General features: G+C 51.8%; 9 protein-coding genes and 1 pseudogene. 4 read left to right on the top strand and 6 right to left on the bottom strand.

Annotated elements, in window-relative coordinates; all coding sequences use genetic code 11:
* Nucleotides 1-2 precede the first annotated feature (2 nt).
* Genes C7B16_RS03645 through cueR form a run of 3 tightly spaced genes read left to right on the top strand, consistent with a single transcriptional unit; the run spans nt 3 to nt 3,741 of the window.
* Complete coding sequence (locus C7B16_RS03645) at nt 3-2,165, top strand: type I secretion system permease/ATPase (RefSeq protein ID WP_016248429.1); 2,163 nt, start codon at nt 3-5, stop codon at nt 2,163-2,165.
* Nucleotides 2,162-3,337: an HlyD family type I secretion periplasmic adaptor subunit gene (locus tag C7B16_RS03640; protein ID WP_001014334.1), complete on the top strand. Its 1,176-nt coding sequence runs from the start codon at nt 2,162-2,164 to the stop codon at nt 3,335-3,337. The genes C7B16_RS03645 and C7B16_RS03640 overlap by 4 nt, the downstream gene beginning before the upstream one ends.
* Nucleotides 3,334-3,741, top strand: coding sequence for a Cu(I)-responsive transcriptional regulator (cueR, locus tag C7B16_RS03635; RefSeq protein WP_001026744.1), 408 nt, complete (start codon nt 3,334-3,336; stop codon nt 3,739-3,741). The genes C7B16_RS03640 and cueR overlap by 4 nt, the downstream gene beginning before the upstream one ends.
* Nucleotides 3,742-3,745: 4 nt before the next feature.
* Here the strand turns inward: cueR and C7B16_RS03630 are convergent, their stop codons facing one another.
* From C7B16_RS03630 to C7B16_RS25195, 4 genes and pseudogenes are all read right to left on the bottom strand, one after another.
* Nucleotides 3,746-3,949 carry a hypothetical protein gene (locus tag C7B16_RS03630; protein WP_000787079.1) on the bottom strand — a complete coding sequence of 68 codons (204 nt, stop codon included), beginning with the start codon at nt 3,947-3,949 and terminating at the stop codon, nt 3,746-3,748.
* Nucleotides 3,946-4,368, bottom strand: coding sequence for a hypothetical protein (locus tag C7B16_RS03625; protein WP_001515911.1), 423 nt, complete (start codon nt 4,366-4,368; stop codon nt 3,946-3,948). The genes C7B16_RS03630 and C7B16_RS03625 overlap by 4 nt, the downstream gene beginning before the upstream one ends.
* 52 nt (nt 4,369-4,420) lie before the next feature.
* Nucleotides 4,421-5,146, bottom strand: a pseudogene (locus C7B16_RS25200) (YadA-like family protein); the annotation flags it as partial.
* Nucleotides 5,147-5,204: 58 nt separating this feature from the next.
* A complete protein-coding gene (locus C7B16_RS25195; RefSeq protein ID WP_258182525.1) occupies nt 5,205-5,699 on the bottom strand; it encodes a hypothetical protein in 495 nt (164 codons plus the stop codon).
* 365 nt (nt 5,700-6,064) lie between these two features.
* On the opposite strand from C7B16_RS25195, the gene C7B16_RS03615 reads away from it, so the two are divergent.
* A complete protein-coding gene (locus C7B16_RS03615; RefSeq protein ID WP_001001646.1) occupies nt 6,065-6,427 on the top strand; it encodes a hypothetical protein in 363 nt (120 codons plus the stop codon).
* Between the two features lie 204 nt (nt 6,428-6,631).
* On the opposite strand, the gene C7B16_RS03610 is transcribed toward C7B16_RS03615, so the two are convergent.
* Nucleotides 6,632-7,090, bottom strand: coding sequence for an NfeD family protein (locus tag C7B16_RS03610; RefSeq protein WP_016248431.1), 459 nt, complete (start codon nt 7,088-7,090; stop codon nt 6,632-6,634).
* Nucleotides 7,087-8,004, bottom strand: a complete 918-nt coding sequence (locus C7B16_RS03605; RefSeq protein ID WP_107179374.1) for an SPFH domain-containing protein — start codon at nt 8,002-8,004, stop codon at nt 7,087-7,089. The genes C7B16_RS03610 and C7B16_RS03605 overlap by 4 nt, the downstream gene beginning before the upstream one ends.
* Nucleotides 8,005-8,035 lie beyond the last annotated feature (31 nt).

Here is an 8,035-nt window from a genome sequence, read left to right as displayed (position 1 = left end):
TAATGAAAAAAAATGCCCAGTCCGTGGAAGCCTGGCTGGAGGCGATGATCGCCGTGGCGCGCTATTATCGACTTGATTTTTCTCAGGAGAACGTGCGCGCGACCGTCAACTGGGAGCGCGACAGTAAACGGGAGGAGTTACTCACCGACATGGCGCGGCAGTTGGGGATGGGGCTGCGGCTGGTCGAGTTTTCCGCCGATTCGCTTAACCCCTGGCGGCTGCCGTTGATTGCAGTGTTTGATAATCAGCAGGTCGGCGTGATCACCCGGCGCGACAACCACGACAATATCAGCATTCAGTTCAGCGGTGACGAAGGGCTGGAAACTACGCTTAACGTCGCGGATGTTGAAGACAAAATCGTCGAACTGGCGCTGCTGCGACCACTCAGCGCCATCCCTGATGCGCGGGTAGATGACTATATTCGCCCGTATCAGGCGAACTGGTTCTGGAATCTGTCGCTGAAAGACTGGCGGCGCTACGGCGATATTATGCTGGCGTCACTGGTGGCGAACGTGCTGGCGCTGGCGGCGATGATTTTCTCGATGCAGGTTTACGACCGCGTGGTTCCGGCGCAGTCGTACCCGACGCTATGGGTGCTGTTCGCCGGGGTGATGATGGCGATCCTGTTTGAGTTTTGTATGCGCATGGTGCGCACACATCTTTCCGATGTGATTGGCAAGCGGGCGGATCTGCGTATTTCGGATCGCGTTTTTGGCCACGCATTACGGCTGAAAAATAACGTGCGTTCGAAATCCACTGGATCGTTTATCTCGCAGATCCGTGAACTGGAATCGGTGCGGGAGCTTATTACTTCCACCACCATCGGCGCGGTGGCAGACCTGCCGTTCTTCCTGCTGTTTGTCTTTATTCTGTGGATGATTGGCGGCTGGCTGGTGCTGGTGGTTTTGTTGGCGCTGCCGTTGCTGGTGATCCCCGGCCTGCTGGTACAACGCCCGTTAGCGCGGCTGGCGAACGAAGGGATGCGCGAATCGGCGGTACGCAACGCGACGCTGGTGGAAGCCGTGCAGTCGATTGAAGACATTAAACTGTTGCGCGCCGAACAGCGTTTCCAGAATCAGTGGAACCACACCAACGACGTGGCCTCGTCCATCAGCATGAAGCAACGCTTTCTCACCGGGTTGCTGCTTACCTGGACTCAGGAAGTGCAGTCCATCGTTTACGTGGTGGTGCTGTTGGTGGGCTGCTTTATGGTGATGAACGGTGACATGACCACCGGCGCGCTGGTCGGGACGACGATCCTGGCTTCGCGCACCATCGCGCCGCTGTCGCAGATATCCGGCGTGCTCTCGCGCTGGCAGCAGGCGAAAGTGGCGCGTAATGGCCTCGATGAACTGATGAAGCGCCCGGTGGATCAGCCGGAACACGGCAAACTGGTGCATAAAGCGGTGCTGCACGGTAATTATCAGTTCAGCAACGCGGTGTTTTATTACGACGAAGAAGAGAAGATTGCCGATGTGGCAATCGGCAAACTCAACATTCAGGCCGGAGAGAAAATCGCCATTCTCGGGCGCAACGGCGCGGGTAAATCGACGCTGCTGCAAATGCTCGCCGGAATGCGTATCGCCCAGCAAGGGCAGGTGCTGCTGGATAACATCAGCATCGGGCAGCTTGATCCGGCGGATTTGCGTCGCGACATGGGGCTACTCAGCCAGACCGGGCGACTGTTCTTCGGCTCGCTGCGGGAAAACCTCACCATGGGGATGCCAGAGGCCAGCGATGAAGATATCGAACGCGCGTTAATCCTCAGCGGGGCGCTGCCTTTTGTGCAGAAGCAGAAAAACGGACTCAACTACATGATTCAGGAAGGGGGATTTGGCCTTTCTGGCGGTCAGCGGCAAACGCTGCTGCTGGCGCGGCTCCTCATCTCTCAACCCAATATTGTCCTGCTCGACGAACCCAGCGCCTCGCTGGATGAAATGGCGGAAGCGCACTTAATCGAACAACTGAAACAGTGGATTGGCCATCGCACGCTGGTCATCGCCACTCACCGCACGGCGATGCTGCAACTGGTGGACAGGATAATCGTGATGGATCAGGGGCGGATTGTCATGGACGGTGCGAAAGAGGCCATTTTGCGTGAGCAGGGCGAACCCACGGCGCGACGCGTGGTGTTACAGGAGAAGAATAAGGGGTCTGCCGCATGAACGGACAAATGCAATACAACCGTGGCCTTAATGAACCGCATCTGCCGCGATCGGCGCTGGCAGTTCGCGTTACCGCAGTGATGCTGCTCTGTTTTCTCGGCTGGGCGTGGTATTTCCAGCTTGATGAAGTGACTACCGGCAGCGGCACCGTAGAACCTTCCGGGCGCGAACAGGTGGTGCAGTCGCTGGAAGGCGGCATTTTGTATCATCTCGACGTGAAGGTGGGCGATATTGTCGAACAGGGTCAGCCACTGGCGCAGCTTAACCGCACCAAAACTGAATCCGACGTACAGGAAGCGATGTCGCGGCTGTACGCAGCGCTGGCAACCTCGGCGCGGTTGCGGGCGGAAGTCAGCAATAAACCGCTGGTGTTCCCTGACGAACTGAATAAATTTCCCGAACTTATCGAATCCGAAACGGCGTTATACAACACCCGCCGTGAAGGGTTAAGCAAAGCCACCACCGGACTGACGCAAGGGATTAGTCTGGTCAATCGTGAACTGGCAATGACCCAGCCGCTGGTGAAACAAGGGGCGGCGAGCAACGTGGAAGTGCTGCGTTTACAGCGCCAGGCTAATGAACTGGAAAACAAACTTAACGACGTGCGTACACAGTATTACGTTCAGGCGCGGGAAGAGTTAGCAAAAGCCAATGCGGAAGTGGAAACCCAGCGCTCGGTGATCCGTGGGCGGGAAGATTCTCTCACCAGGCTCAACTTTACCGCGCCGGTACGTGGCATTGTCCAGGACATTGACGTTACCACAGTTGGCGGCGTCATCGCCCCCGGTGGTAAACTGATGACTATCGTGCCGCTGGATGAGCAACTGCTGATTGAGGCAAAAATCTCCCCGCGCGATGTGGCATTTATCCATCCGGGGCAAAAATCGCTGGTGAAAATAACCGCTTACGATTACTCCATCTACGGCGGCTTGCCAGGAGAAGTGGCGGTGATCTCACCGGACACCATTCAGGATGAAGTGCGGCGCGATGTTTATTACTATCGGGTGTACATTCGCACCTTCAGCAACCATCTGGAAAATAAACATAAACAACAGTTTCCGATATTCCCAGGTATGGTCGCGACAGTAGATATCCGCACGGGCAAAAAGAGCGTGCTGGATTATCTGTTGAAACCCTTTAACAAAGCACAGGAGGCGTTGCGTGAACGATGAACATTAGCGATGTGGCAAAAATTACCGGCCTGACCAGCAAAGCCATCCGCTTCTATGAAGAGAAGGGATTGGTGACACCGCCAATGCGCAGCGAAAACGGCTATCGCACCTACACGCAGCAACATCTCAACGAACTGACGTTACTGCGCCAGGCGCGCCAGGTGGGCTTTAACCTGGAAGAGAGCGGAGAGCTGGTGAACCTGTTTAACGATCCGCAGCGACACAGCGCCGACGTAAAACGGCGCACGCTGGAGAAAGTGGCGGAGATCGAACGGCATATTGAGGAATTGCAAGCCATGCGCGACCAGTTGCTGGCGCTGGCAAACGCCTGCCCCGGCGATGACAGCGCCGACTGCCCGATTATCGAAAATCTCTCCGGCTGCTGCCATCATCGGGCGGGGTGAAAAATCAGTTAATCCCCGTTTGCACAGAAAGAATATGCTGCAAACTTTCTACCATAATGCGTCCCGACTGAAATAAACCTTCCTGGATTGCGTTGCTGGCATTAACAGCGTGAACCAGGGAGGCTAATAAAACAACTTGTAAGAACGCAAAGATAAATGCACCAATAATCATAATATGCATCAGAGTTGGTTTTTTTTCATTCTTCATTTTAAATAGCCCACAAACTGGCCTTCCTTCATTAATGCGACTTTCCCTGTATGGTGATAAACAATCACGTTATAAAGACCAGACTGGTATACGGTGGCATCTTTATTATCTTCATCAATCGCGCATAATGAATCATTGAGATAAGCAAAGTTTTTACTGCTCATTCTAAAGGTGAGACCAAAACCTTTATAAATGGATTTTTTAGCGGCCTGGGCGTGTTGTGCGGCTTCTGCGTTCTTATAAGCCTGCGCCTCGGATGCACTTAAAATAGCCGCCTGGCGCTGCTGTTCTGCAAGATAACAGGTGTCATGGCTGACGCCCTGCGCCTGGCAATCTGCGATACGGGAAGTGGGGGAGCTACAGCCAGCCAGTAAGATAATAGTCAGCAGGGAAAACGATTTAATGGTGCTATTCATCATTATTAACCTTAAAGAATTGAGAAATATTGCGAATAAGAAATCGCTATAAAATTTAGAAAGAATATCCCACGCCGACACCCGCGCCGAAATCAGATTGTGTGTCTGCAGAGACACCCGCTTTAATTACTGTATGAATTCCAGCGTTAAACGAAGCACCGACAGATACCGCAGATTCATTATTAAATGTACCCGCTCCGGCAGACACCATCATAAAATCACCTGTCTTAACCTGAGGCTGTGAAGCAATAGCGACGGCTGACGCGATACCTGCATTAGCTTCTTTACGGTTATCTTCCACCTCATGTTTCAACGAACTGAAATTGTTATTGAGTGAATTGATTTGTTGGCTGTTATCTGCGACACGTTTTTGGGTATTTGTTAACTGCTGATGCGTTTGGGTTACGTCTTGTGTCAGGCTGTCAATTTGTTCATGTGTTTGGGTTGAGTCTTGTGCCAGACGCTGAATTTGCTCCCCGTATTGCACGCTGTCGATATGCTGCTGCGTTGCCTGGTTGGTTGTGAGGGTATCTATTCTTTGTTTTTGTTCTGCTGTGGTACGTGTATTAGCGTCATTTTGTGCGGCCAGCCTGGCGTTAACCATCTCCTGATAATGTGCGCTGGTGCGGGCATCGCCAAGTGCGGAAACCGTTTTTTGTGTAGTGTCGAGTTGTTGCTGCTGTGCATCGGTAGCGGCTGTCTGTCTGGCGTCGATCATGCTCTGATAACGGGCGGCAGTCTGTACATCGCCAGTGGCGGCAACGGTTTTCTGGGTTTCGTCGAGTTGTTGCTGCTGAACGGCAATATCGTTACGGTTCTGCTCAATATTGTTTTTGTTTTCAGTCACGGCACCAGAAAGTTTGACGCCGTTCATCAGTGCGGGTGTCAGCAATGGCGACTTTATTAGCATCAATATCCGTCTGCGCCACCATAATGGCATGATGTGCGTCATCGGCTTTCAGCGATGTCCAGTTGGCTGTGTGCTGCGCGTTCTGAATGGCGGTATCCTGCCCGTTGTCGCGGTCGAGCTGCGCTTGATTGGTTATCGGGTTCAGCGTACTGGTGGGCTGTACGGGAGAGGCGGCTGTATCATCGGCTTTCTGAGGCGTTGTAGTTTTGTAATTATGTGCAATTAGATAATTTTGTGTAGCAGCACTGTTCCCTGTCCTTTCTAAAAATCGACCAATTTTCTGATCAATTTCCATTTGCGACATTCCTGGCTGGATTGCCGCTAATTCTGTCGCTGCTGCTTCAACAGTATCACCCGCAAACGCAGATGGACTTACCGCGGTAGCAACAACAACAGCCAGTAAAGACAACTTTACAGATTTCATGCATTTTTTCTCTATCAAAGTAAGTCACGTTTATTGTTCTAAAGAAAACAAATATTGTTTCTATAAGAAATAATATGCGTTGCAGTTTGAACGAAATCTACGCCGCCATTTGTATGATGTAAAGCGCATTTTTATGCGATGTAAGCGTAAACACTAGCCAAAAGAAACATTGGTTGTTTCTTATATAAATAATTATGAAGTTCATTTCGTGCTATTTCCTTGTAAAAAAGAGTAACGACTTGTTTTTATAAGCGAAATAAATTCCGTTTCTGGGCTAAACGTGAAGAGGTTCCTGATGTGTGCTAGAATGCGTTTCTTTGATAAATCTCAATTTTTAAGAGGTTTACGCCAGGCAGGGAAATTAAATGAATGAATTTGAGAAGATTTTTAATGAAATGAATCTGGACAGGGCGCTACTCCCCATCCTTTTTCGTTCGAATCGTTCCACGGTGTGGAAGTATTTAAGCGGCGATAGTACGGCTCCTGCCTCTGCTATGTCGCTGATCATGCTGTTGCAGTTGATCCAGAAGAGAAACCCCGATCTGTTAGCCGAATGGTTAACGCTTTCTGATTTTACCATTCCGCCAGAAGTGTACCTGGACCAGCCTGATTACTGGAAAGGGTGGGTGTATACCCAACATAAGGTCAATAAAAACGTCCTGGAATATCTAAAAAAACACTATCCGGATGAAGACCAAAAAAGTATGAGTAAAGGCCGGGAAGAGTAATTTTGCCTCTACTCGGCTATATGCCGGATGCGGCGTAAACGCCTTATCAGGCCTACGATTCGGGCATATTTTTGTAGGCCTGATAAGACGCGTCAGCGTCGCATCAGGCGTCGGTGCACGACTGCCGGATGCGGCGAAAGCGCCTTATCCGGCCTACGGTTCGGGCACAAGTTTGTAGGCCTGATAAGACGCGTCAGCGTCGCATCAGGCGATGACCGCACGGATGATCAATGTTATCCCTTCAATCGCAATCACCTCAACATGCGTGCCTGCACCTAAATCTTCGCTGGCGCTGACCGGCCATGAACTGTCGCCAACGCGCATATGGCCACGCCCGTTGACCAGCGGCGTTTCCAGCACAAAACGACGACCAATTAACTGTTGTCCGCGTTGGTTTAGATGACTATCGCTGTGCTTTTGTTCGCGTACCCGCTGCGACAGCCATTTCCACCACAGCCAGGCGGCGAGTAACGTCAGAACAGCAAACATCACCCCTTGCCATTCCCAACCCAGCGGCAGTAGCCAGACCACCAGACCAGTAATCACCGCCGCGACACCGCTCCACAGCAGATAACCATTGCCGCCCAGCATCTCGGCCGCCAGCAGCAAACCACCGAGACTCAGCCAGAAAATATGCGGGTGGACTACCAGCAACGCGATCATGATTTAGCCCGCTCGCTGGCGCTGTCTTTCACCAGTTCGGCAATCCCGGCAATCGACCCCATCAGACTACTGGCGTCTAATGGCATCATTACCACTTTGCTGTTACTGGACGACCCGATCTGCTGTAACGCTTCGGTGTATTTCTGCGCCACGAAGTAGTTCACCGCCTGAATATCGCCAGAGGCAATGGCTTCAGACACCATTTGGGTGGCGCGGGCTTCCGCTTCGGCGGAACGTTCACGCGCTTCGGCCTGTAAAAAAGCCGACTGACGTTCGCCTTCCGCTTTCAGGATTTGCGATTGTTTTTCACCTTCCGCTTTGAGAATTTCCGCCTGGCGTATCCCTTCCGCTTCAAGGATGTAAGCGCGTTTGGTACGTTCCGCTTTCATCTGCGCGTTCATCGAAGAGATCAGCTCTGCCGGTGGGCGTACATCACGAATTTCGATGCGGGTGACTTTTATCCCCCACGGGTTAGTGGCTTCATCGACAATATGCAGCAGGCGCGAGTTAATGCTATCGCGCTGGGAGAGCATTTCATCCAGTTCCATCGAACCCAGTACGGTACGGATGTTGGTCATGGTCAGGTTAATGATTGCCAGCTCCAGATTGCTGACCTCATAAGCTGCGCGTGGGGCATCAATCACCTGAATAAAACAGACTGCGTCGATAGTCACGTTGGCGTTATCTTTCGAGATAACTTCCTGGGAAGGAATGTCGAGCACTTGTTCCATCATATTGATCTTGCGACCAATGCGATCCATAAACGGCACCACCAGGCTTAGCCCCGGTTGCAATGTTTTGGTATAGCGGCCAAAACGTACCACCGTCCACTGATAGCCCTGCGGCACGATTTTGACGCCTGCGCCAACAATCACCAGCGCGACAAAAATAAGAATCGGGATAAAGATAAGCATCGGAAAAACCTCCTGTTGTACCGTCCATAAT

It is taken from the genome of Escherichia sp. 20412-1, from assembly GCF_003027595.1.
GTDB lineage: Bacteria > Pseudomonadota > Gammaproteobacteria > Enterobacterales > Enterobacteriaceae > Escherichia > Escherichia marmotae.
This window is presented reverse-complemented; position numbering and strand designations above follow the sequence as displayed.

Coding starts and splice junctions, on each gene's coding strand:
- C7B16_RS03645 (WP_016248429.1), top strand. CDS start 3: ATGAAAAAAAATGCCCAGTCCGTGGAAGCCTGGCTGGAGGCGATGATC.
- C7B16_RS03640 (WP_001014334.1), top strand. CDS start 2,162: ATGAACGGACAAATGCAATACAACCGTGGCCTTAATGAACCGCATCTG.
- cueR (WP_001026744.1), top strand. CDS start 3,334: ATGAACATTAGCGATGTGGCAAAAATTACCGGCCTGACCAGCAAAGCC.
- C7B16_RS03630 (WP_000787079.1), bottom strand. CDS start 3,949: ATGAAGAATGAAAAAAAACCAACTCTGATGCATATTATGATTATTGGT.
- C7B16_RS03625 (WP_001515911.1), bottom strand. CDS start 4,368: ATGATGAATAGCACCATTAAATCGTTTTCCCTGCTGACTATTATCTTA.
- C7B16_RS25195 (WP_258182525.1), bottom strand. CDS start 5,699: ATGAAATCTGTAAAGTTGTCTTTACTGGCTGTTGTTGTTGCTACCGCG.
- C7B16_RS03615 (WP_001001646.1), top strand. CDS start 6,065: ATGAATGAATTTGAGAAGATTTTTAATGAAATGAATCTGGACAGGGCG.
- C7B16_RS03610 (WP_016248431.1), bottom strand. CDS start 7,090: ATGATCGCGTTGCTGGTAGTCCACCCGCATATTTTCTGGCTGAGTCTC.
- C7B16_RS03605 (WP_107179374.1), bottom strand. CDS start 8,004: ATGCTTATCTTTATCCCGATTCTTATTTTTGTCGCGCTGGTGATTGTT.